The sequence below is a fragment of the Bartonella sp. MR110HLJHH genome (assembly GCF_042194225.1).
GTDB lineage: Bacteria > Pseudomonadota > Alphaproteobacteria > Rhizobiales > Rhizobiaceae > Bartonella > Bartonella grahamii.
Genome location: NZ_JBHIMQ010000005.1, coordinates 1 through 23,533, shown reverse-complemented (window position 1 = coordinate 23,533; position 23,533 = coordinate 1). Strand labels below are relative to the sequence as shown.

At 35.5% G+C, this 23,533-nt stretch carries 17 protein-coding genes and 4 pseudogenes; 6 read left to right on the top strand and 15 right to left on the bottom strand.

Features of this window, described 5'->3' with window-relative positions:
* Positions 1–71: 71 nt before the first annotated feature.
* The 8 genes and pseudogenes from ACFIKB_RS04470 to ACFIKB_RS04435 all read right to left on the bottom strand — a co-directional run bounded on the left by ACFIKB_RS04470 (position 72) and on the right by ACFIKB_RS04435 (position 9,754).
* Positions 72–473, bottom strand: coding sequence for a hypothetical protein (locus tag ACFIKB_RS04470; RefSeq protein ID WP_015856534.1), 402 nt, complete (start codon positions 471–473; stop codon positions 72–74).
* Positions 474–839: 366 nt separating this feature from the next.
* A pseudogene (locus ACFIKB_RS04465) lies at positions 840–1,241 on the bottom strand (hypothetical protein).
* 119 nt (positions 1,242–1,360) lie between these two features.
* Positions 1,361–1,684 (bottom strand): hypothetical protein, encoded by a 324-nt coding sequence (locus tag ACFIKB_RS04460; protein ID WP_375635866.1) that lies wholly within the window; start codon positions 1,682–1,684, stop codon positions 1,361–1,363.
* A gap of 19 nt (positions 1,685–1,703) precedes the next feature.
* A pseudogene (locus ACFIKB_RS04455) lies at positions 1,704–2,649 on the bottom strand (hemagglutinin repeat-containing protein); the annotation flags it as partial.
* Between the two features lie 854 nt (positions 2,650–3,503).
* Positions 3,504–4,880: an amino acid permease gene (locus ACFIKB_RS04450; protein ID WP_375635865.1), complete on the bottom strand. Its 1,377-nt coding sequence runs from the start codon at positions 4,878–4,880 to the stop codon at positions 3,504–3,506.
* 931 nt (positions 4,881–5,811) lie between these two features.
* Positions 5,812–6,174, bottom strand: a complete 363-nt coding sequence (locus tag ACFIKB_RS04445; RefSeq protein ID WP_375635864.1) for a hypothetical protein — start codon at positions 6,172–6,174, stop codon at positions 5,812–5,814.
* Between the two features lie 317 nt (positions 6,175–6,491).
* Complete coding sequence (hutH, locus tag ACFIKB_RS04440) at positions 6,492–8,030, bottom strand: histidine ammonia-lyase (protein WP_375635863.1); 1,539 nt, start codon at positions 8,028–8,030, stop codon at positions 6,492–6,494.
* Positions 8,031–8,940: 910 nt separating this feature from the next.
* Positions 8,941–9,754 (bottom strand): annotated as a pseudogene (locus ACFIKB_RS04435) (class I SAM-dependent methyltransferase).
* Positions 9,755–10,128: 374 nt separating this feature from the next.
* Here ACFIKB_RS04435 and ACFIKB_RS04430 point away from each other — a divergent pair.
* From ACFIKB_RS04430 to parE, 4 genes are all read left to right on the top strand, one after another.
* Positions 10,129–10,755, top strand: coding sequence for a LemA family protein (locus ACFIKB_RS04430; RefSeq protein ID WP_015856539.1), 627 nt, complete (start codon positions 10,129–10,131; stop codon positions 10,753–10,755).
* On the top strand, positions 10,755–11,606 hold the full coding sequence (locus ACFIKB_RS04425) for a TPM domain-containing protein (RefSeq protein ID WP_375644750.1): 852 nt from the start codon (positions 10,755–10,757) through the stop codon (positions 11,604–11,606). The genes ACFIKB_RS04430 and ACFIKB_RS04425 overlap by 1 nt, the downstream gene beginning before the upstream one ends.
* A gap of 122 nt (positions 11,607–11,728) precedes the next feature.
* Positions 11,729–12,466: a lipoyl(octanoyl) transferase LipB gene (gene lipB, locus ACFIKB_RS04420; RefSeq protein ID WP_015856541.1), complete on the top strand. Its 738-nt coding sequence runs from the start codon at positions 11,729–11,731 to the stop codon at positions 12,464–12,466.
* An 81-nt stretch (positions 12,467–12,547) separates the two neighbouring features.
* The gene (parE, locus tag ACFIKB_RS04415; RefSeq protein WP_015856542.1) at positions 12,548–14,614 is read left to right on the top strand and encodes a DNA topoisomerase IV subunit B; all 2,067 of its coding nucleotides are present in this window, start codon (positions 12,548–12,550) and stop codon (positions 14,612–14,614) included.
* Positions 14,615–14,631: 17 nt separating this feature from the next.
* On the opposite strand, the gene recJ is transcribed toward parE, so the two are convergent.
* Positions 14,632–16,416 carry a single-stranded-DNA-specific exonuclease RecJ gene (gene recJ, locus ACFIKB_RS04410; protein WP_375644752.1) on the bottom strand — a complete coding sequence of 595 codons (1,785 nt, stop codon included), beginning with the start codon at positions 16,414–16,416 and terminating at the stop codon, positions 14,632–14,634.
* 296 nt (positions 16,417–16,712) lie between these two features.
* On the opposite strand from recJ, the gene rplM reads away from it, so the two are divergent.
* Positions 16,713–17,177: a 50S ribosomal protein L13 gene (gene rplM / locus ACFIKB_RS04405; RefSeq protein WP_375635857.1), complete on the top strand. Its 465-nt coding sequence runs from the start codon at positions 16,713–16,715 to the stop codon at positions 17,175–17,177.
* A gap of 2 nt (positions 17,178–17,179) precedes the next feature.
* Complete coding sequence (rpsI, locus tag ACFIKB_RS04400; RefSeq protein WP_015856545.1) at positions 17,180–17,665, top strand: 30S ribosomal protein S9; 486 nt, start codon at positions 17,180–17,182, stop codon at positions 17,663–17,665.
* Positions 17,666–17,968: 303 nt separating this feature from the next.
* Here the strand turns inward: rpsI and ACFIKB_RS04395 are convergent, their stop codons facing one another.
* The 6 genes and pseudogenes from ACFIKB_RS04395 to ACFIKB_RS04370 all read right to left on the bottom strand — a co-directional run.
* A complete protein-coding gene (locus ACFIKB_RS04395; RefSeq protein ID WP_015856546.1) occupies positions 17,969–18,334 on the bottom strand; it encodes a response regulator in 366 nt (121 codons plus the stop codon).
* A 524-nt stretch (positions 18,335–18,858) separates the two neighbouring features.
* Entirely contained in the window at positions 18,859–19,218 is a 360-nt protein-coding gene (locus ACFIKB_RS04390) for a hypothetical protein (protein ID WP_375635927.1), read from the bottom strand.
* Between the two features lie 734 nt (positions 19,219–19,952).
* Entirely contained in the window at positions 19,953–20,741 is a 789-nt protein-coding gene (locus tag ACFIKB_RS04385) for an ABC-2 family transporter protein (protein ID WP_375644753.1), read from the bottom strand.
* Positions 20,725–21,549 carry an ABC-2 family transporter protein gene (locus ACFIKB_RS04380; protein WP_375635855.1) on the bottom strand — a complete coding sequence of 275 codons (825 nt, stop codon included), beginning with the start codon at positions 21,547–21,549 and terminating at the stop codon, positions 20,725–20,727. The genes ACFIKB_RS04385 and ACFIKB_RS04380 overlap by 17 nt, the downstream gene beginning before the upstream one ends.
* Positions 21,524–22,177: an ATP-binding cassette domain-containing protein gene (locus ACFIKB_RS04375; protein WP_375652933.1), complete on the bottom strand. Its 654-nt coding sequence runs from the start codon at positions 22,175–22,177 to the stop codon at positions 21,524–21,526. The genes ACFIKB_RS04380 and ACFIKB_RS04375 overlap by 26 nt, the downstream gene beginning before the upstream one ends.
* Positions 22,178–22,326: 149 nt before the next feature.
* Positions 22,327–22,410 (bottom strand): annotated as a pseudogene (locus ACFIKB_RS04370) (ATP-binding cassette domain-containing protein); the annotation flags it as partial.
* Positions 22,411–23,533 lie beyond the last annotated feature (1,123 nt).

Below are 23,533 nucleotides of genomic sequence, written 5' to 3'. Positions count from 1 at the left end.
TAAAAAAGCAACCTCGCCCCCCCATGCGAGAAAAAGAACACGAGAATTATTGATTACAGAAACATCAACACCTAAGGTTGACATTCAGGTTGTTCTTTATGCTCTTTACAATGAGGACTATTCAAACGCCTCTCTACACTTCGCTGAGGAATAACTGCATCAGGCTGACAAATTGGAAGATGTTCATATTTCTCACACCACTTCACCCTTCCCAATTTATCTCGGAAACCTGCTTGGATCATACATGCATTCTCTGCCTCCTCAGCATTGAATTTCTCATCCATACTTGTTTCTGTATCAAGACGACCATCAAAATGCTGCACTCCGCATTCCAACAGAGCTTTTTTGATCTCAAGCTGATCTGCGCCGGGCTTTTCCCATGCATCTACGGCTGTTCGAGAAGGCTGCTCTTCGTAACATCCAGCCATAACAAATAAAGTTATCCCGCTTAATAATTTTAAAATATGCTTCATTTTCCTATCCTTGAGTAATTTTGATATTACGAAACAATCTATAAATTATTTTACATGCTGTTTTTTTATTTCCAAAACAATGATGGATATTATCAACCTTTATTATTTTTACCTTTCCGAAGATTATACCATTATTGTTATATCAAAAATACGGTAAAATTATTACTAAAATCATATTCTATCAACAGCATACCTATAATTATTATCAATATTTTGATTACAACAAAAATAGATATTTTTATATTATTGCGCCTACAGTTGTAGTACCCATAAATAAATAGCATTGAAATGGTGAATTAAGTCCCCCCCCCCCGCACAGGCATGAGAAACATGAAGGTAGTGATTGTTGATCATCACCAGCAAAAATTAAGGCTGGCATTCAAGTGCGGTTTTATATTTTTTACAAAACGAGCTGTTCAAACGCTTCTTGACACTTCGTTGCGGGATAACAGCACTAGGACGACAAATGGGGAGGTTTTCATCTTTATCAAGTATAACACCAATATAGTCCTCCCCATTTGTAGTGGAATTTTGCTTGGATCATGCAAGAATCAATGGAAGCCTCTGCATTGAGGCTTAACTTTTTATTTTCTGGAAAGACATCATACGAGGTTGGCATGCCACATTCTAACAGTGCTTTTCCTACCTCAGTAAAGTCTGCTCCAAGCTTCTCCCAAGCACTCAAAACTCCTAGTGGGGCTTGTAGATGTTATATCCAGCGACCTTTAACAGAATGAGACCACTTAATAATTTTAAGTTTTGTTTCATTTTTTTCTCCATAAATAACCTAAACCTAAATTATCTAAAATCGAATAAATTGGCATAATATGAAGCGTTCCATAGTACCTTGCACACGTATAAGGCGCATGACTATAACAATTCTAGGATCATAGCCCGCCTAGCGCTCTCCCCTCCTTTCGCATGGGAATTGCTGGTGGAAATAATACATAAGGGAACTCCGAGGGTACCTTATAAAAAGTAGGTGGATTGTGACCAAATCCTATACCAATGGGGTTAAGTAAATGATTTTGTAGGTAGACATGATCTTTTTCGCCATCATTTACGACATATAATGGATTCGCTATCGGTAGAGCCTTATCAGCTGTTCCAAAAAGATAGATATCTGTTTTCTTTGCTATATTGTGAATGCCACGCTTTTTAAAGTCACGCAATCCTTTACCTACTGTTATGGCACCTGGAGCTATGTGCACGAACAATCGCTGCTCTATTGCCATTTAGTCCGCCAATCAAACCATTGCCGATTTTGTGTTTCACATCCCCATGAGCAAAACGTTTTGCTACATCTCTTGTATCTTTTATGGTACCAAGAATGCCCACATTGACAGATCCTGTCACACCAGCAAAGGACTTTTCAGGCATCTCTTGTGTCTTAGAGATATCATAGTTTTCCGAAAGCGTGATATTATTGCCAGCATCGACGTTGACATCACACTCTGCCGAAACATTTGTCGGCTTTCATGTTTACATCATGATCAGCAGTAATCCGCACATCTCCGCGCACTTTGAAATAGGATTGAACGGAGGTATTTTCCTATTGATCGCCATTGTCTTTCACACTCGTAACCCCAAACACCAATAGAAGCACCGTTGCTCTTTTCAAACTGAAAGCCAAAGCCTGTGCGCTCTTCCTGTGTACTCGAACTATGATTATTGTGACCCACAAACACATTGACATCATGCGCTGCCGAAAGGTTAATACCCTTCCCTGCAAGATCAGAGTCTACTACGCTCACATCTTTTTTCTTGAGCGTAATGTTGATATTACAGTTAACATTGAGAGAAGAGCCTTGATGTTCAAAACTCTCTTTATTTTTTGTCTTTGTTTCGCTCCCGTATATCGAAACAAAATTTTTGCCTGAACCCACATCAAAACCTGTTGCATGCGTCTGTAAATGGCTGCTATGATGGTCTATCATGCCAACAATCGTCACACTTTCTCCCATTACATTGATATCTTGACCGGAAATCAGATGAGAAACAATAATCATAGCATCTCCGTGTAAATCCGTATCAATTTTGCCCGTTGCCTCAAGGATAGAGGAAATCGTTGTGATATGCGTTTCAGAGCTATTGGAAGATTTCTCGTGTAAAAAGCCACTTTCCGATGATTTTTTTGCTGATCGTAGTGTTCTTGAGCACCTTTTATAATAATATTGAATAATTTTGCACCACAATACAGTTGCGGAGTGCATTTTGTCCTTCTCCACTTGTGATAAAAATTACTCCCGTATCAATTTTATAAAAAATAAGTTTGATCCTTGCTCTTTTGCTCGCAATAACAACAAGAATCGTAAAACTATCACACGTTCATTGTTCTCTTTAATTTACTCTTCTTAATTTACTCTTCTATGAAATTTTATTGTGATACCTTGCTGCTCTTTATTGAAGTTTTTGCAAACACAATGATACAATGCCTACAATGACTTTATTATCCACTATTTTCTACCAACGCCAATCCTCTTTGAGAAAAAAATAATAGAAATAAAAAACTTCTCCCCTTTACCCCATAACAACCAAAATATCCTTTTAAAGGACACAGAAGACTCCAACCCTTTTTTTCAAGAGAATACATCAAGAACTTTATCTTCGCTTCTAAAAGCAATAGTAGTTCCTTAAACAACAAAATTTAAACAACCAATTTTTTAAAGAGCTTATAAAACAATAAAAATAATTCTTACAATAACTTATCTTGTAAAACAGAAATCCATTAATGCGTTTGAAAAAAGATATCTGCCTATAATCTTGTCTCTAGTAAAATCCATTTGCGTTGTTAGGCATTTTAACATGAAAGACTTATATTGATTGCAGAGCTCACCATCAAAAAACGCCTAATATTTATATGATTTGGTCATTACCATAAGCAATGGCTCACAAAAACTCCCAAAGTAAAATAATAACGAGCAGATTTTCTTCAATCTAGATTATACTAATCTTTAGAGAATAACAATCAAACAACTCTTCTCCTGATAACATCAGCTATTTGTTTTGAGTTTAATCTCTATTCACATTTTATTGCAGTTTCTTTTGCTTAAAATTATAAAGTTTAAGTGCATAAAAACAAATAACAAGCCAAGCAATCCAACTAAAACCTATAATTAAAACTGGTCGTGTCTCATCAAAATACCATAAGAGAATAAAAATAAAAACCATAAATAAAATAGAAAAAATCGATCCTATTGGCCAAAATGGAATTGGAAATTTTAAACTATTCTGTGCTTCTTTAGGCATCTTAATTCGCATAAAAACTTGTGAAAGTAGAATCATCATCCACACAAAAACTGTCGCGAATGTTGCCATTGCAGCAATAAGAAAAAAAAGCTTTTCATGGTAAAAATAATTAAGGACAGCACCAAGAAGAAAAATACCGAAGATCATCAAAATAACAAAAATTGGTATACCATTTTTTGATAAATATTGAAACTTCTTTAAAGCATAACCTTCCTGCGATAAACCATGTATCATGCGACAAGCACCATACATTCCACTATTCATTGCAGAAATAGCCGCTGTAACAACAACAATATTTAAGATATTTGCCGCATATGAAATCCCAAGATTTTCAAAAATGGATACAAAAGGGCTGTCCATAAGACCAATCTCATTCCAAGGATAAAGTGACATTAAAATAGCTAACGTCATGATATAAAAAAGCAAAATACGAACTGGAGTAGAATTAATTGCCTTTGAAATTGTTTGATGAGGGTTTTGAACTTCCATGACTGCCATCCCAATGATTTCTATACCACCAAAAGCAAAGACAACAACACTAAAGCAAGCTAAAAAACCAAACCAACCATTAGGAAAAATACCACCATTCTTCCATAAATTATGAACAGTAACAGTAGAAGAAACTGCACTTTCACCCCAACCACAAAAAATAATTACTATTCCTAAAATAATCATTGCAATGATAGCAATAACTTTAATAGAAGACAGCCAAAACTCTAGTTCACCATATACTTCTACGGCAGCTAAATTAATACCCGTGATAATTAACGTAATACTAAATGCCCATACCCAAGGAGCAACATCAGGATACCAAAAACCCATATAAGTCGCAAAAGCTGTAATATCAGCCAAACCAACAAGAATCATTTCAAATACATATGTCCATCCCGTTAAAAAACCTGCTAATGGCGATATGTAATTTGCTGCATAACGTGCAAAAGAACCAGGCAATGGATTATGAATAATCATCTCTCCTAAAGCCCGCATAACCATAAAAATAGCTAAACCAGCAATACAATAGGCAATCAAAACACTTGGACCCGCAAGCTTAATTGCCTGTGCAGACCCATAAAAAAGACCTGTTCCAATAGCAGAGCCAAGAGCTAAAAAAATAACTTGGCGCTTACTCATACCTCGTTTCAGTTCATTTCGTGCCATTACTTTCCTTCTTTATTGAAATGTTGACGAAAATCCACACCACAATAACAGCTTTATGATAAATAAAGCCTCATGTTTCTCTTTCGAAGATATACTTTAAAAGCATTAAACAATAGCCTTCCAGGTGCTCTATCCTAGGCAATGAAAAATACTTTTATTGCGAATGATTCAGCTTTTTATAGCCTAAGTTTTGTATCATTTTATTGAAATTACGTGATAATAAAATTTTTTATAATTGTCATTTAACTCATTTTTATATTTTCTATTTTTCTGCAGAAAATGTGGGATTGAATGCAAGATAATGTAAACATTTTTATTCATAAGGATAATTTATTGTTTTATATATTGAATTGGCTCCTCAATATCATAAGATTTTCTCTTTTCCAAACCTGTTCATATTGAAGCAATCAAAACTTTTCGTTTACACATTCTAAGCGAGATTGACGTGTGAATAAAAAACACATAAAGAAAGAAATAAAAATGCCTTTTAATAAACTGTCTCAAGTACAAAAAGCTGTCGCAACTCGGAAAATAGATTATCTGATAGTATCAACTCGTATCTTCGTAACATAAAAAATAATGATGCACTATTAATCTTATACTTTTCACGAGAGTTTTTAGATTATACCAGTCACGGATGCAACCCTGACATGTAAGCTTAAGTATTGAGGAAATATTTTCTTAAAACAAACCCGTGTACGCAAAAAACAACACTGTTTTACATGAGAGGCATAAGCTTCCATTCATCATATGTGTTTTTCAAGGCTATAAATAAAAACCTTAAATTGATATCATCGTATTCAAGAGAAACATGCGTTAAACTTTCTATTAATACCGTATAAACCTTCTATACTTTTTAGTTTGTCACATCATCATAAATTGCATTCAACACCACGTGCACTCATTTTTAAAACCAATTGATATAGCTTAATCAATGATAAAGTGAATCTCGCCATTCCTCAAAGGCGTGAGAAATTTTAGCCCCAGCCCATCTTTTAAAAACTCCAGCCGCTTTAAATACAAGCTTTCCAAGCAAAAGAGCAACTGCGGCAAATATCATCTTTTCAACCTTTGGTCCAACAAGAGAGCGACTATTATTTCCACTTCTTTGATCTGAAACATTCATGATAGCTCCTCTTGTTACCTGAACAAAAATATCTTTCTCCTGTACCCATATAGCAATAAAACCACCCTGTTGAGATCTTCCTCTCCAAAAATTCGCGTGAGCCTCCACAATTTGCGAAAAACAAACAATGATTGCCATTAAAATACATAATAGACGATTTTTAGACATTTATTTTCCCTTTCTCGTGATTTAAAAGTACAAAAATTACAAACTATCTTTTAAAAAGAGAAATACTCAATAGAAATATTAATTTTAGTGAGTAATAATAAATATAATACACTCATTCATAAACTTATCTAAACTAGTTTATATCAAAAGATAAGCGCATTAAAGAGATAATTGTGAATAAACACAATACATAACAGCCAATAAATGGAAAAATATTTATTAATTATTATAAAGATATATCCATCATCTCTCCAATTTTTGTATAAAGAAATCTCATAATTAGGTCTCTCCTTCTCTTTTGAACTCAAAAATAAATATTATTTGGGTTCTAGTGAAGGAAAAATTGTTTCTGGTAAAATAGATAATAAGTGCCCTTCACGCACAAGTATATGTGCTTGATGAAGATCTGGAGCCAGATAGCGATCTTCCTTAAGAGAAGCAACATTTCTGCGTAAACATTCCATAACAGATTGCAAAAAAGCACTTGTTTTTAAAGGTGCACGATATTCAATTCCCTGTGCTGCAACAAGCGTTTCAATGCCAATAAGTGTAAAAAGATTTTCGCTCATTACCAATAACCGACGAGCTCCATGGCAAGCCATTGAAACATGATCTTCTTGATTAGCTGAAGTTGGTGTTGAATCAACGGAAGCAGGATGAGCCATTTGCTTATTTTCAGACATTAAAGCTGCTGCTGTTACTTCAGCAATCATAAAACCTGAATTAAGACCTGCATTATACGCTAAAAAAGCTGGAAGTCCATAAGAAACTGCTGGATCAACCATCAAAGCAATACGCCGTTGAGAAATAGATCCTATTTCACATAAAGCAAGAGCAATCTGATCAGCAGCAAACGCTACAGGCTCAGCATGAAAATTCCCACCTGATACAACTTCACCATTCCTTAAAATCAATGGATTATCTGTAACAGCATTTGCTTCAATAATCAGTGTTTTTGCTGCTGCTAGCAAAATATCAAAACATGCCCCCATGACCTGTGGCTGGCAACGTATACAATAAGGATCTTGTACACGCTCATCACCACGTAAATGTGCTGCACGAATTTCTGAATCCTCTACAAGCTTTTCTAATGTTTTCGATACAGCAATCTGCCCATGATGTCCTCGTAAAATATGGATATCAGGATGAAATGGCGCCGTTGATCCCATAATGGCATCTGTCGTCAAAGCTCCTGCCAGCAATCCACCACACAATGCCCGATAAGCTCGAAAAAGACCGGCAAGTGCAAGAGCTGTTGATGTTTGCGTCCCATTAATAAGAGCTAGACCTTCCTTTGCCTCTAAAATAATAGGGGACAATCCCGCTTTCTCTAATGCAACCGCTCCACTCATACGAATATTTTGAAAAAATGCTTCTCCTTCTCCCATCATAACAGCCGCCATGTGAGCAAGTGGAGCTAGATCACCTGAAGCACCAACAGACCCTTTTTCAGGAATGATAGGAATGACACCCTTTGCAAGCATATTTTCCAGCAAATTTACCAATTCTAGACGAACTCCTGAAGCCCCTCTTCCTAAAGAGATAAGCTTTAAGCTCATTATCAAACGCACAATATTTTCAGCTAAAGGCTCTCCTACCCCACAACAATGGGACAAAATAAGATTTCTCTGTAAAACAGCGACATCGTCCGCATCAATTTTAATAGAAGCCAACTTCCCAAAACCAGTATTAATACCGTACACAGGCTCACTTCCAGCAGCAATTTCAGCAATGCGCTGAGCCCCTTTCTCGATAGCTAAATGCGTGTCATTATGAAGTTTACTCACTTCACCATTAAAATAAATAGCTTCAAGTTCACTAAGCGTCACCTCGCTCGGTTTTAGTATAATAGTCATAATTTACTTTCTTTTTTAATCAAAGTATAATGTTTAGCATTATTGATCCTCCTATAAAACAAAAAAACTATAACGACTCTTTAAAACAAGAATGCTTTCTTAAAGGCATTCCTTACAATGGAGCCATTATCCAAAAGTAGAATAGTTGACGATAAATGAAAATGAAATATTGACAAGCACAACCAAGGTCATGGATTTCAAAAATAGATAACGCATTAATTTATAATCATAATCTAGCATTATTCATATTGAATGAGAAAGCCGAACATCTTAAGATTCTCCCATTCTAAATCCGTGTACGTTGAATCAGTCAAAACCATTCGCTTGCACGTCATAAGCGAGATTGGCGTATGGATAAGACTGTACAAAAAAGAACTAAAAACTCCTCTTATGAACCGTCTCAAAGGCTGTCGCAACATTGGGAGATGATAAAGTGTGTGATGGTGCAGGCTTATTCTTGTGTATGAAGTGTAAAGGGAGGACTCAATGAATTTATCATATGGATATATCATTAAGCTATTCCTACTAAACTTATAAAAATCTTAGATAGATAGCTGCCACAATCTATCATGATTGCAAAAATTAAACTCTATAGAAAATTAAAAAACTTATTTACACATCACAACATAGAAGAAATTAAGCTTATTTACCACTTCTTTGCCACTTCTAAAATTGTATTTAAAGCGCCATATTGAAACCTGAAAAGCACATCTTCAATAAAACCACACAAGGCTCGAGCTAACCCGTTATTTAAAATAAAAATAAGATGTAAGATGTAATAAGATGTCAATTTGAATGCTGAAGAAGAAAAAACTCTCCCTCCTCAAAATCTGCCTTAATAATGCGTTAATCTCCTGAATACCGCCTACTCTGATGTGCTAAAAGAGCAAAAGTAATCATCGATATCAGATCATCCTGCATACATATAGAGCTCACTTCGATACAAAAGCTCCAAATTACCTTGCACTTCATATTTCTTTATCAATGCAACCAATTGCCGCAAATATTCTTCCCCATAGCAAGCAATAGCGCGTTGCGCTTGCGTTGAAGAGCGGCTAATTCCAATAAAAGCTTCAGATGGGATCATCATCATCCAATTGTGCGTATGGAAAAAAATCTTTTCTGGATCTACCCCAAAGCCATCACTCATTTCCTGTAAAAAATCAAAATTACGATAATACCGAGAATAGTTCGGACTCATTTTCTCTAACAATGTCTCATAAGCCTCTAGAAATTCACTATGCTTGAAATCAAGATTATTTTGAATAACAGCCATGACACCATTGACTCGAAGTTGATCTGAAACAGAACAAAGCAACTTAGGACGATCCATCCACTGAAACGCTTGCGCTGCAATGACAAAATCGACCTCACCAATTTGAGGCAATAGGTCTTCGGCACGGCCCTGATACCACTGCACCGTAGGAAATTTTCTTCGCCCCTTCTTAATCATATCTGCCGATACATCGATAGCATGATATTGGTGCTCATTTCCTAAAAATTTAACAATTCCCTCTAATGCGATACCTGTCCCAGCCCCCCACATCCACAATGGACAAATGCTTTTTGTTCTTAAAAGGATGGAGCATGGTTTTAAATAAAGTGAGAGGATAGCGAGGACGATCACGATCATAATCATTAGCCAATCCATCAAACTTTTCACTTTGCCGTTGAACACTTTCTATCACAGGATTTTCCCCTCTTTCACAATTACTACCATACATAATTAAAAAAACTTTTTTATCCGATGTATTAAGCATAACTTCTAAAGGAGGGAAAATAAGAACTGCCCTACCTTCTATCTTTCCATAAGATTGATGCTTAAATTTTTCCCGTTTCCAATTATTATCTGCACGTTGTGAATTACAAAAATAATATAATTTTCTGTAATAATAATTGATATGAATATTATTGATCTTTTATAAGGTGACATCTATATTACCATTATTATTTTAATATCAACAAATCACTTAAGCGTGCCTAAAATGCATAGAGATGTCGGTTTATTGATAAATATACCTGTTTATAAAATTTAAAATACTTTCCACCAAAAAGATAAACCCTATATATTACATAAAATATCTGTGGAGGCATCTTTATGTTAAACGTACAAACTTCTTCAATGTTTAAAATATTAAAACAATTTTCAATCGTGATTTTTTTGGCATGGTTAGTCCCATTTTTAAGTGGGTGCGGATTTAATACGATACCAACAAATGAAGAAAAAGCACACGCAGCATGGAGTGAAGTGCTCAATCAATATCAACGTCGTACAGATCTCATCCCCAATCTTGTAGAAACAGTTAAAGCTTACGCAGCTCATGAACAAAGCGTTTTCACAAATGTAATTGAAGCACGTGCAAAAGCAACGCAAGTCAACATTAATGCAGATATGTTGAATAATCCAGAAGTTATGCAGCAATATCTCAAAAATCAAGCAAATTTATCAAGTGCACTTTCGCGGCTTATGGCTGTTGTCGAAAACTATCCGGATCTTAAAGCAAACCAGAACTTTCTTGCTCTTCAATCACAATTAGAAGGAACAGAAAACCGAATTTCCGTTGCACGCCGCGATTATATTGAAACAGTACGTGCCTACAATACTGCACTCAAAACAATGCCGACGATGATTTGGGCAAAGCTATGGTTTCGTGATGCTAAACCTATGCCTACTTTTACCATCGATACTGATAGCCAACAAACACCAAAGGTTAATTTTAATTAATGAAAATATTTCAACACTCTATACAACGTCGTACTTTTCTACGTTTATGGGTTCCTTTGAGTATTCTATATTTGATCATTGCATTGGGGAATGTCACTTACGCACACACTAAGTTTCCTCCCTTAACCGGCCATATCAACGATATGGCTCATTTACTTGATCATGCAACACAAAGAAATTTAACGGAAAAGCTAGCTACACTCGAAGAGAAAACAGGAGATCAAATCGTTCTTGTGACGCTCCCTACTCTTTCGGGCAATGATATAGAAACATACAGCAATTCTCTTTTTCGTACATGGAGATTAGGTCAAAAACAAATCAATAACGGCATATTAATCGTCATTGCACCAAATGAACGCAAAGCACGTATTGAGGTAGGCTACGGTCTGGAAGGAGAACTAACAGATGCCATTTCCTCTGTCATTATTAATAGCTTCATGATTCCTAATTTTCGTGAAGGAAATTATCAAAAAGGAATTGTCGAATCCGTTCACGCAATTATCAAAGTGATCACACAAAGTGATGCTGATTTTTCTTTTCGAATCAATCAAAAAGCTAAAGCTGTTGAAGAACAACGCAAACAAGCTGAAAAAGAAGAAATGATTATAAATACAATCACGTTTCTCATTCTCTTTATAGTCGTTGGTTTGCCCATTCTTGCTATGATTTTTGGTAAAAAAATAGGTCCACGAAAGTATCTTTGGCTGGGTATTGTCTTCACACCTTGGTTTTTAAACTTAAATGCGAGCGGTAGAGGTTCTGGTAGAATCTTTGGCGGACCTTCAGGGGGAGGAGGATTCAGAGGTGGTGGTGGATCATCAGGTGGTGGCGGTGCAACAGGAAGATGGTAAAACGAGCATAATGATTTTTTTAATAAAATTCATTGCACTTCTTATAAACTATCTCTTAATCCTGTTCTTTTTTTATTTTTCTGATTACAATACAAACTCAAACATCAAGATAAATATTACCAATGACATTTGAATTAAAACATACGGATCGTAATCACTTATCACATCATTTTAATGCAATTCTAGGAAATCCACCCGTTGAATGGAAGATAAGTAATCATCTAGTTGAGTATCCTGAAGCTCTGCGTTATATGCAAGAACGTGTAGAAAAAATTCTTGCAAAAACCGCGCATGAACAAGTTTGGCTTCTTGAACACCCTTCCCTTTATACAGCAGGGACGAGTGCAAATAAAAAAGATCTTTTGGCGCCTAATTTATTCCCTGTTTATGAAGCAGGACGTGGAGGTGAATTTACATATCACGGTCCAGGACAGCGTATTGCTTATATCATGCTTGATCTTAAACGCCGAAAACAAGACATTCGTGCTTTCATTAGTGCATTAGAAGAATGGATCATACAGATGCTTGCAAACTTTAATATTAAAGGCGAACGCAGAGAAGATCGCGTTGGTGTCTGGGTTAAACAGTCTCATTGCCCATCAAAACAAAATGATCTTTCTTCCGAAGATAAAATTGCAGCTATTGGCATTCGAGTGCGCAAATGGATAAGTTTTCATGGAGTTTCTATCAATGTTAATCCTAATTTAGCCCATTATTCAGGAATTGTTCCTTGTGGAATTAAAAACCACGGTGTAACAAGCTTTCTGGATCTAGGTTACCCTGTAACAATGCATGATATTGATATTGCTCTCAAACACGCCTTTGAACAAATTTTTGGTCCAACAATTGATGTTTCCTAAGTGCATTGATTTTTAAATAAAAAACAGGCATAAAATTACTTTAATAAATATTTTATTTTATGAGGTAGATAGTTAAACGCTATGAGCGATAACAAAAAGGATCTTTTTAGTGTTTTAAATAAAGCCCAATCTCGGGTAAATACAAAAGAAAACACTCTGCAGTCTCCAATGAAATCAAAAGCGATGATTTCAAAAAAAAGTGCAAAAGATACGCAAGAAGATGACTATAATGCCCTCTCTATTCGAGTGCTTGAGGGTTTAGAGCCCGTACGTTTACGCCCTGGAATGTATATTGGTGGAACAGACAGTAAAGCGCTTCATCATTTATTTGCCGAAATTATTGATAACGCGATGGATGAAGCTGTTGCGGGTTATGCAGATTTTATTGAGGTCTCATTAGATAGGAATGGTTATATAACCGTTACAGATAATGGACGTGGTATTCCTGTCGAAAATCATCCTCAAATGCCTGAGAAATCTACTCTTGAAGTTATTATGACACAACTCCACTCAGGGGGAAAATTTGATGGAAAGGCTTATCAAACTGCGGGTGGGCTTCATGGAGTAGGAATTTCTGTTGTCAATGCTCTTTCTGATGATATGGAAGTTGAAGTTGCACGAGAACGAAAACTTTACCGCCAACGTTTCTCACGCGGTATTCCTCAATCTGGATTGGAAGATCTAGGAGATGTTTATAATCGTCGTGGTACGCGCGTTCGTTTTCATCCTGATCGTGAAATTTTTGGTGAAAAAGCAGCTTTTGAGCCAGAAAAAATCTATAAGATGGCATGCTCCAAAGCTTATCTTTTTGGTGGCGTAAAAATTCGCTGGACTTGTGATCCCGTCATACTTGAAGGCGCAAAAAATATTCCTGAAAAAGCTGTTTTTCATTTCCCCAATGGGCTTAAAGACTATTTACTCTCGTCACTAAAAGATGAATATCGAGTAACATCAGAAATTTTTTCTGGCAAAACACAACAAAATAATGGCCATGGCTCCGTTGAATGGGCTATTGCTTGGCATGGTGGTGATTCTTGTGTGCAATCTTACTGCAATACGATTCCTACAGGAGAAGGCGGAACACACGAAATAGGATTACGTCAAGCTCTTTTGCGTGGATTGAAATCCTACGCTGAGTTAATAGGAAACAAGCGCGCAACAATTATTACGTCTGACGATATTATGATTTCAACAGCCGCAATACTTTCAGTCTTTATCAGTAACCCTGAATTTGTTGGACAAACAAAAGATCGATTAGCAACCATTGAAGCACAGCGTATCGTTGAGAATGCAATCCGCGATCCTTTTGATCATTGGTTAGCAAATTCCCCGCAAGAAGCAACAAAACTTCTCGATTGGGTTATTGAACGTGCTGAAGAACGTGTTAAACGACGCCAAGATAGAGAAATAAGTCGAAAAACTGCTGTCCGTAAATTACGTCTGCCCGGTAAACTTGCAGATTGTAGCCAGAACCATGCTGTGGGTGCTGAACTATTCATTGTTGAAGGGGATTCTGCAGGAGGATCTGCTAAACAAGCAAGAAATAGAGCAAACCAAGCAATTTTACCTCTTCGTGGTAAAATCTTAAATGTCGCCAGTGCTGCACATGAAAAAATGAACTCAAGCCAAACAATTAGCGATCTTATCCTTGCTCTTGGATGTGGAACACGCTCCAAGTATCGTGAAAAAGATCTCAGATATGAACGTATTATCATCATGACAGATGCTGATGTTGATGGTGCTCATATTGCGTCACTGCTCATTACCTTCTTCTTTCAAGAAATGCCTGACCTTATTCATCAGGGACATTTATATCTCGCCGTCCCTCCCCTTTATAGAATATCGCAAGGAGGAAAAGTTGCTTATGCTCGTGACGACATTCACAAGGATGAATTACTCAAAACTGAATTTACTGGAAAAGCTAAAGTCGAAATCGGGCGTTTTAAAGGGCTGGGTGAAATGCGCGCGGAACAACTTAAAGAAACGACTATGCATCCTCAAAAACGTACATTGCTTCGTGTTTCTATTGATGCCGTGGAAATGCAAGAAACGAAAAAGACTGTAGAAAGTCTCATGGGAACAAAACCAGAAGCACGATTTCGTTTCATACAAGAAAATTCTACTTTTGCTTCTAATCTAGACATCTAATGTAAAAAATATCCCTTTCAAACCACTGCGGCTGCGTCAATCACACGCAGTTGCGGATTGGTCGTTCCATTCCAATAATTCAAACTAAGATGACCAGCTAAATGAATCATTTCACCAATATTTTCAAAAAGAAAATCACCAAGAGATGTCCCTACAGAACGAAAAGCTATTCCTTGCAGTTTTTTTCCTTCAACATTAGATACAATGAGGCGAAGATGTCCTTTACCAACTTCAGATAGATTCACCAATCGATGAGAGGGAAGAACAAAAACAGGTGTTGCATTCCCTGTCCCAAATGGCCCTGCTTTTTCAAGCAACTCAAACAGCGCTTCATTAACACCAGAAGCAGAAAGAGAACCATCTATACTAAGAGACTTTTTAGCATGCAACTCAGAAACCCTTAAAGAAACTTTTTCTTCTAGCCATTTTCGAAAGATTTCAATTTTTGTTGATTGAATTGTAATTCCTGCTGCCATACTATGTCCCCCTCCTTTTTCTAATAAATTTAATGTAACAGCTTCACGAACGAGTGCTCCTAAATCTATACCATTAATTGAACGTCCCGACCCTACGCCATTTCCATCTTCTTTTAAAGCAATAGCAAAAACAGGACAAAAAAAACGCTCTTTGAGACGGGAAGCAAGAATACCAATAATTCCCGGATGCCATTCTTTATGAGAAATTACAAGTGACAAGGGTATTTCTTGATCTTGATAAAGAGAAGCAATATAAGATTCCGCTTGTGTTAATTGAATGTTCTCCATTTCTTGGCGTTCTTGATTAAGCCGATCTAATTGTTCTGCTATTCTGTCCGCTTCATCTTTATTCTCACAGCTAAGCAAACGTGCTCCCAAAGCTTGATCACCAATGCGCCCTCCTGCATTAATTCTAGGACCTAACAAAAAACCAAAATGAAAACTATTAAGCGGCTCCCCTATTCGTGCAACCTTTGTTAAAGCTGTTATTCCTGGATTATGCATAGAACGAGCAACTTGAAGCCCTTTTATCACAAAAGCACGGTTAACCCCCTGTAATGGAACGACATCACATATGGTTGCCAATGCAACAAGATCAAGCATACTTAAAAGATCAGGCAGCTGCCCTTGGAATTGTTTTTTCCGCAGCAAATGATGAACCCAAGCTAACGTAACAAAAACAACGCCCGCTGCACATAAATGCCCCTGTTTAGAAAAATCATCAGGACGATTAGGATTGACAAGAGCAACGGCTTCTTGATGAATCTCTGACATTTGATGATGATCTAAAATCACAACATCAGCACCAGCAAGCCTCGCTGCTTTTACCGCATCTGGACTGTTTGCGCCACAATCAACAGTGATAATTAACCGAGCACCTTCTTGCACAAGCATCCTCATTGCTTGTTCATTCGGACCATAGCCTTCAACAATACGATCAGGAATATAAATTTTGACTTCAATACCAAAATAACGAAAAAAACGCGCTATGAGTGCTGAAGAACAAGCACCATCAACATCATAATCACCAAAAACAGCAACCTGTTCTTGATTGAGAAGAGCCTTAACAATACGCTCTGCAGCGCATTGCATATCCCTAAAACTTTCTGGATCAGGCATAAGCGTACGTAATGTTGGATTAATAAAAGCAACAGCCTCAGCTTCATCCACATCTCTTGCTGAAAGTACTCGAGCTAACTGATCTGGAAAACCAAATTTTTGAGAAATAGCGCGCGCATTATTTATCCCTTGAACATCAAGGGCATCTAACCAAGCTTGACCACAAGCAGAAGATTCAACATTGAGAAAATAACGAGACCACTGCATTATTGCTTATTTTATAATGAAGAAAGATAAAATACAATCATGCGGTAAAGATAAAATAGTCTTTTGCAACATTCATTTTAAGTTTAAATGGTACACAAACTTCTTTTAATGAGGTATTATAATACCATTCTCATAACATATTGTTTTATAAAGTTTTTATTTTCTCTTGACGTCAATCAAAAGACATTATATCAGAGCAAGGTGTATGCGTTAAATATTTCGCTATGGTAACAATTTTCAACGCAAAACAGTAAAAATTCCCTTATATTAAAAGGGTTCTAATAAAGGATACTTCTATGGCAACTTTTTCACAAAAGCCAACTGAAGTGGTGAAAAAATGGGTTATTATTGACGCAGAAAACCTTGTTTTAGGTCGTCTTGCCACATTTGTTGCTAACCGCTTACGTGGCAAACATAAAGCTACATTTACTCCACATGTTGATGATGGTGACAACGTTATTGTCATTAATGCAAATAAAATAGCTCTCACTGGCAAAAAATATACGGATAAAAAATATTATTGGCATACCGGCTATATTGGTGGAATCAAACAACGTACAGCACGTCAACTTCTTGAGGGGCGTTTTCCCGAACGCGTTATTGAAAAAGCGGTAGAGCGCATGATTCCTCGTGGTCCCCTTGGTCGCCGTCAATTGAAGAATCTACGTGTTTACGCTGGAAGCCAACATCCACATGAAGCACAACAGCCTGAATCTCTTGACGTTGGTGCTTTAAACCGCAAAAACAAAAGGATTGCTTGATTATGGCTGAAATTAATTCTCTTTCTGAGCTTAGCATAGTAACAAGTATTACAGAAACACATGAAAATGTTGTTCCTGTCCACGTGCAAAAGCTTGATTCACAAGGACGTGCTTATGCAACAGGAAAGCGTAAAGACGCTGTTGCACGCGTATGGATTAAACCAGGTTCTGGAAAAATCACGATCAACAATAAGGAATTTGACAAATATTTTGCTCGTCCTGTTCTTAGAATGATTCTTCGTCAACCAATTGTTGCAACAAACAGGGATACCCAGTTTGATATTATTGCAACCGTTGCAGGTGGTGGTCTTTCCGGACAAGCTGGTGCAGTGCGCCATGGCATTTCCAAAGCTTTAACCTATTACGAACCAGAACTTCGCTCAATCTTGAAAAAAGGTGGTTTTCTCACCCGTGATAGCCGTGTTGTTGAACGTAAAAAATACGGTAAAGCAAAAGCACGTCGTTCTTTCCAATTCTCAAAGCGTTAATTTCATTTTTTGTACAATGCATAAAGCCTCGGACAAAAACGGGGCTTTTTTAACTGCTAAAACAGATTTTTAGTAGAGAAAAATTTACACCGGTTAGAAGAAAACAAGAATGCAAAACAACCGATTCTCCTTAGACAAGAGCTAAAAAATAGATCAAAAAATTCAAAAGCTCAGTTTCAATTTTTAAAAACTTGTATTTTTTTAATAGACATATCCACGTGCTAGAATACAAAATATCTGTAATATAACTTTAGTTATCTCATAAGCTTTCCAATGTCTTTTTCTATCATTACTTAACAAGCTTCAATCCAAGAAATGCTTTACCATTGTGATAAAATGCGGGACAGAAATAGGTTTTGACATATATTCTTCACATCCACTTGCACGAATTCGTTCTTCATCCCCTTTCATAGCAAAGGCTGTTACAGCAACAACGGGAATCGATCTTAGTTCTTCATCTTCTTTTAATTGTTTAATAACATCTATTCCAGAGACCTCTGGCAACTGGATATCCACAAGGATAAGGGATGGCATTGATGAACGCGCCAAATCTAATGCCATAAGACCATTCCGCGTTTCAATGGTTTCATAGCCACTCGCTTCTACGAGATCACGGAATAGCTTCATATTAAGCTCATTATCTTCCACGATCATGACTTTTTTTGACATTAGTATAACTTCCACCCTTCTTAAACAAAATAGGAATGAATCTACATTCTCTTTGCTTAAGATAAAATGATAAAAAAAATTGTAAACCACAAAGAGACTAAAAGCTTCCAATAAAAGCTTTTTACGCAAACATTTGTAATACTCATCACTATGCTTTTTCATTTCATAAAAATGAAACCCACAAATAGTTGTAAGATTGTATTACCGTATATTTTTTGAGTTAATATGCAAAGTTTATGGATATCTCAATTAATGCATTCGCGTTTTCATCATAAAAAAATATCAGCCACAAACTTAGCTCAAATGCGTATTTTAAAGAGGAAAAAATTTAAGTAGTCTTTAAAATAGCTGATTAGTTAAATTTAATGTGCCATATACTGCCATCCCCCAAACAATATCTTAAGGATAAACTTATCAATATCATTAAGAGTAAAATATAAATAAACCGTGATTAAATATCACGGTTTATTTATATAAAATATTCAACAACAGAATAATTCAAAGTTCATCAAGTAAAATATCTTTTAATTCAAAGCCCATGCACTATAAGCAAAAGCATCGAATGTTCTTCCACCTGTCGTTCTTCCGGGACTCGGTGGCTTTCTAGTAAAGAAATATACAAGATATGCGATTAAACCAAAAATCGCTGCCTCCATCCCCATTAAACCCGCGACTTTTTGGACATTTTTCTCAGCCCCTTGTCCTCCAAATTGGCTAATAATCATATCAACAGCTTTAATAACTCTATTTTCCTGTGTCATTACAGAAATGAAACCAGCATTTTGAAATCTACCATTTAAAGAATCAGCATTGGCTCCTAAAACCTGTGAAAAGAAAATAGCGACTGCAACCACACATACTATACAATGCTTAAATATTTTCATCATAACCACCTATTGACAATGTTTAATAAAATAAATTTTCTTTACCGCCCCCTCTAAATAGAAAACATTACGTCATCTATAGATAAAGTATATTTATCTTCTTATAATAAAAAATATAATACAAAACTTTAATTAATAATTTTATTTTAATTGCTATTTTTATATTATATTACATTTACAATATACCCGTTACATATTTATCTTAAGTTTGTCAATTATTTTATTTGTGTTTTTATATTATACAATTTAATGCTAAAATGTATTAAATTAGAATTATTTTATTGTTTTTATTATAATTTTAGTTTTATTATCATAAATATTATTATGGTATTTCAGTACAAAAAATACCAATGTGTTGTTTTTTAGTTACACGTACTGTTTTTTATTTTTTATATAATATAGTAAGATAAATATTTTTAAAATTTACAGAAAACAAAAAAATACTTTATTGAAAGATTCTGATAAAATTATTTTCATTATTATAAATTAGGAAGAAATAGCTGTCCCAGTAAAAAAATTAGCGTAAACTCCAGCTTAGCTCTTTGATTGAAAAAGCTAAATCAGATACAATAAGAGATAACTTTTGGTGAACGCGCCAAATCTAATGCCATAAGGACATTACACATTTTGACGATTTCACAGCCTCTCGTTTCTACAAGAACGCGGAATAATTTTAATAAAGTTCTTTAATAAAGTTCATTGTCTTCCACGATTATAACTTTCTGACTTTTATATCATCCCCCTAATCCATTAAATTTACGAATTGTTTTTTTAAAACTTATGAAAGTCATGGCAATAAAAAGAAAAGTACTCAACAGAAGATATCCAATATTCCATTCGCCTTTACCAAATAACAGTGAAACGGGCAAAGAAGCAGAAAAAGCCATAGGAAGCATAAACAAAAACCATTTTACGATGCTTAAAGGATAAATGCCTATTGGTACAAATGACAGCTCGTAAATCATTTCATGAAAATATTCGACAGGCATCTTACGGCTAATAATAAATGTTATAAAATTAAACATCATGAAAAAACAAATATTGACGATAAAAACACAAAATATTGCAACAATAAAAGAGATCCATCTGAGCTTAAGATCGGATATATTCGGTAATGATACAAATAAATAGGCACTAACATAAAGAACAAAGAGCTTGATCAGATTAAGTGGTTTACACCAACCAAACAACATCAACAACCAGATTGAAACAGGCTTTATCAAGTATGGCTCAATTTTACCATCCGCTACTTTTTCAAAAAATGTTTCAATAGAATTAGTAAAAATATTCAAAAATATTCCAAGTAAAACAAAGACAACAAAGATAAAATGAATTTCATCTGTGCTATAGTTACCGATTTTTCCTGAAAAAGAAGATATTCTATCAATAAATATGAATTGAATAAAATAATAGCATAGAGAAAGAATAAACTCCCCAGCCAAATTCTTACCATAAACAATCTGTCGGCGGATATTCAGGCTGATAAAATGAAGGATTATTTTCATCTCAACCACCCGCTCCATTATATGCTTTCATTCCTTTATTCCAAGCAATATAAATTAAGAATAAAAGACACAAAATATAAGTAAAACTTCCGAAAATAAACTGCTGAAACAACGCTAAATTTTGCGTCGCGAAAAACTCGGCAGGAGCTGATATCATGAAACGATAAGGATTAAATTGCATAAGCGGAATAAGCCATACCGGCCAAAAAGATGGTGGTAAAAGAACACCCCCAAGAAGTGCTGAACTGAGAATACTGAAAGAGAGTAATATATTGTACTCAATCACCAAAAAGCTTAATAAGGCAATTCCAAAAGAGATTAAAAAACAAAGCAATTGTGATAGAATAACAATGAGAAAAAAGAATAGAAAAGCGATGACCAATCCCAGAATATTTTCATAGGATGAAACAAGCTTAACAACAAAAAGAGCCAATAACGGGATGCTATATAATACACTCTCCCCTAAAAAAGTAAAAAGCATTTGTGTCATATAACTGAAGGGCTTTGTAAGATATACTTCTAATTGACCTTCTTTAACATGATGAGAGAAAAACTTAATCACATTATAACCATTATTTAAGCGTCCTAGGACTAAAGCAAAAGCATAATAATACATCATATCATGAAAGCTAAAGCCATTTATGGTGTTGCCCATATCAGAGAAAAGTGCATTCCATAATAGAAGTTGAATAACAAATGGCGAAAGTGTCCCAATGATAATATCGGTAAAAAACATTACTCTATCACTTAGAACAGTGAGTAATCCATTCTTGGCAAAAAGAAACATACCAAAGCAGTGGTTAGATAAATTCTTTAAATTTAACACGGAGCATCTCTTCAAGCGAGGGAGTGGATACAGAGAACGTACAGTTCAGTTCGGTTGTAATTTCGCGTACAAAACGCGCAAAATCCTCACGGGGCAGCGAAACCTCCAGCGAGCATTCTTCAGCGTTAAAGTGCTTATCCTTTAAAGAAGTAGATGATTTCAACGCAATCTCATCAATTTTTTCTACAACAGTTGAAGATGTAGCTACGTGTTCACAAAAAAGCGTCATTCTCACCAAAGAAGGAATGACATTTTTAAGCGCTTGAAGATTGCCATGAAACTGTTTCTTTCCCTTATGCAAGAGAATAATATCATCAACGTATCCATCAATATCTCCCATATCATGACTCGTGATGATATACCCTGTGCCGCGCTCCCTTTTCAGTTTTTTAAGAAGCTCCCTGATTTCATGCTTAGATGTAATATCAAGACCAATACTTGGCTCATCGAGAAACAACAGTTTAGGTCTAAAGGAGAGATTAAATGCCAATTCACTTTTCACTCTCTCACCCAGACTAAGCATCCGCACTGGCTTATCCATAATATGCTCAAGACCCAGCAACTCTGTAATCTCTCTAAGATCACGGGTAAAAGAGGCGCGTTCAAGACCATATAATGGTCGAACCATATCCAGACTGTAGCGTAAGGGTAAATCCCACCACAAACAATTCTTGTGACCAAAGACCACACCCAAAGACTTGAACAGATCTTTTTTGCTTTATAAGGATCAACACCAAGGACTTTAATACATCCCTCATCAGCATATTGTATACCAGAAAGTATTTTAATCAGTGTCGATTTACCCGCTCCGTTAGGGCCAAGAATTGCTAATGATTGCCCTGAAAAGAGGGTAAAACTCATATCTTTTAACACATGATGATTTGTATAAACCAGCTCGAAGAGAGAAACCACCTTGTTTTTAAAACCAATTCCTCTGTCAATGTTGCGATATATTTTTGAGACGTTATTAACGTCAATCAATAATGATCCCATCAGTCACTCCTAATTTCAACTTATCCCCCCCTTTGAATGTTCCCATAATAAATATCTGTTTTTGTTCACTAGACAAAACAAAAGTGTTCAAGCCCTCCTTAGAGCAATAAAACGCACCTGACGTTTTATCTCCAATTTTTTGTCTAGATATTTTTTCAATGTGATGAGTTCACTTCAATGAAGCATTAAGACACTAAAAACTTATTTCTTCTTTTATGAAAGATAATCTTTTGGATAAACTAAGTAAGTAGAAAAATGATTGCTCATTGAAAGGAGAACTTTGCTAATAAGCCTTCATTGTATAAGAAAAGATACAAAGCATAAATCTACACTATAAGCATATCAAACCACATTGATAACAAAACAAACTTCCTTGACCACAGGAATTCTTTGAGAAGATGCTTTTCCTAAGCATTACTATAAAATGCCTCAATTATCTCCCATAAAAAAATTAAAATTGCCCTCACTATTTTAGTAAATATCCTTCAGACTTTATCTAACCCATCTCCCTCAACAGACAAACCTCCCCAATATATGACCTCTATAGATAATTCAAAGGAGCAGCTTCATCAACTCAGATTATTAATAACATACCATATCCAAAAATAACAATACAATCTATATGGATATCCAAAAATAACAATACAATCTATATGGATAAAGAGCTATAGAAAGAAAACTTATGATATTCGAAAATTTCATCACTCAAAAACACAATTTTTTCATAGCGATTTACTTATCAAAAACTTTCTCCAAATGATGCACTATTCATCTTATCAAATTTATAGACAAAATTTGTATCAATCAAAAAGAACAAATGAAGTTTCTTTACTCTGTTTCAGCATTGCAACACTACTTATTTGTCTAATAACTTACTGTATTTATACAGCTTTTTTACAGTGAGGGACGCGTAAATAAAAGTTAGGGAATAGGATTTTCTAACATTTCTCTATAAAGCACGCTTCGCACAATGTTTCTAATGTTTCTTTGA

What these genes read in the sequence shown, in the direction of transcription:
- ACFIKB_RS04450 (WP_375635865.1), bottom strand. Translation starts at nt 4,880, where the DNA reads ATGGCACGAAATGAACTGAAACGAGGTATGAGTAAGCGCCAAGTTATT.
- lipB (WP_015856541.1), top strand. Translation starts at nt 11,729, where the DNA reads ATGACATTTGAATTAAAACATACGGATCGTAATCACTTATCACATCAT.
- ACFIKB_RS04445 (WP_375635864.1), bottom strand. Translation starts at nt 6,174, where the DNA reads ATGTCTAAAAATCGTCTATTATGTATTTTAATGGCAATCATTGTTTGT.
- rplM (WP_375635857.1), top strand. Translation starts at nt 16,713, where the DNA reads ATGGCAACTTTTTCACAAAAGCCAACTGAAGTGGTGAAAAAATGGGTT.
- recJ (WP_375644752.1), bottom strand. Translation starts at nt 16,416, where the DNA reads ATGCAGTGGTCTCGTTATTTTCTCAATGTTGAATCTTCTGCTTGTGGT.
- hutH (WP_375635863.1), bottom strand. Translation starts at nt 8,030, where the DNA reads ATGACTATTATACTAAAACCGAGCGAGGTGACGCTTAGTGAACTTGAA.
- ACFIKB_RS04470 (WP_015856534.1), bottom strand. Translation starts at nt 473, where the DNA reads ATGAAGCATATTTTAAAATTATTAAGCGGGATAACTTTATTTGTTATG.
- rpsI (WP_015856545.1), top strand. Translation starts at nt 17,180, where the DNA reads ATGGCTGAAATTAATTCTCTTTCTGAGCTTAGCATAGTAACAAGTATT.
- ACFIKB_RS04425 (WP_375644750.1), top strand. Translation starts at nt 10,755, where the DNA reads ATGAAAATATTTCAACACTCTATACAACGTCGTACTTTTCTACGTTTA.
- ACFIKB_RS04395 (WP_015856546.1), bottom strand. Translation starts at nt 18,334, where the DNA reads ATGTCAAAAAAAGTCATGATCGTGGAAGATAATGAGCTTAATATGAAG.
- ACFIKB_RS04430 (WP_015856539.1), top strand. Translation starts at nt 10,129, where the DNA reads ATGTTAAACGTACAAACTTCTTCAATGTTTAAAATATTAAAACAATTT.
- ACFIKB_RS04375 (WP_375652933.1), bottom strand. Translation starts at nt 22,177, where the DNA reads ATGGTTCGACCATTATATGGTCTTGAACGCGCCTCTTTTACCCGTGAT.
- parE (WP_015856542.1), top strand. Translation starts at nt 12,548, where the DNA reads ATGAGCGATAACAAAAAGGATCTTTTTAGTGTTTTAAATAAAGCCCAA.
- ACFIKB_RS04385 (WP_375644753.1), bottom strand. Translation starts at nt 20,741, where the DNA reads ATGGAGCGGGTGGTTGAGATGAAAATAATCCTTCATTTTATCAGCCTG.
- ACFIKB_RS04390 (WP_375635927.1), bottom strand. Translation starts at nt 19,218, where the DNA reads ATGAAAATATTTAAGCATTGTATAGTATGTGTGGTTGCAGTCGCTATT.